Consider the following 276-nt stretch of genomic DNA (forward strand, 5'->3'; position numbering starts at 1 on the left):
AGGTAGGGTTTAATGGTGCAGTTGGTTCCTACGGCTCATCCATCACTGGATACTATGCTGAAATTGTTGGTAAAAACCAGTCTACGAGTTCAAATGGTGGCAGTCTTGGTATTATGAACTACCACGGCACAATCAAAATCAGAGCAAGAGTATCTGATAGCCGTGGGCGTTGGTCTGATACTAGAGAGGTATCTGTCACAGTGCTTGAGTATTTTGCTCCTGCTCTTAGCTTTAGCATAGCCAGAACAGGCTCAACCTCTAGCACATTGACGGTCA

1 protein-coding gene is annotated in these 276 nt (G+C 45.3%); it reads left to right on the forward strand.

Annotation, left to right across the window (positions count from 1 at the left end; all coding sequences use genetic code 11):
* Nucleotides 1-276 (forward strand): DUF859 family phage minor structural protein (locus tag HMPREF2613_RS01410; RefSeq protein ID WP_222563121.1); only part of this gene is annotated, 276 nt, incomplete at both ends.

The organism is Streptococcus sp. HMSC070B10 (assembly GCF_001808665.1).
In the GTDB taxonomy this organism is placed as follows: domain Bacteria; phylum Bacillota; class Bacilli; order Lactobacillales; family Streptococcaceae; genus Streptococcus.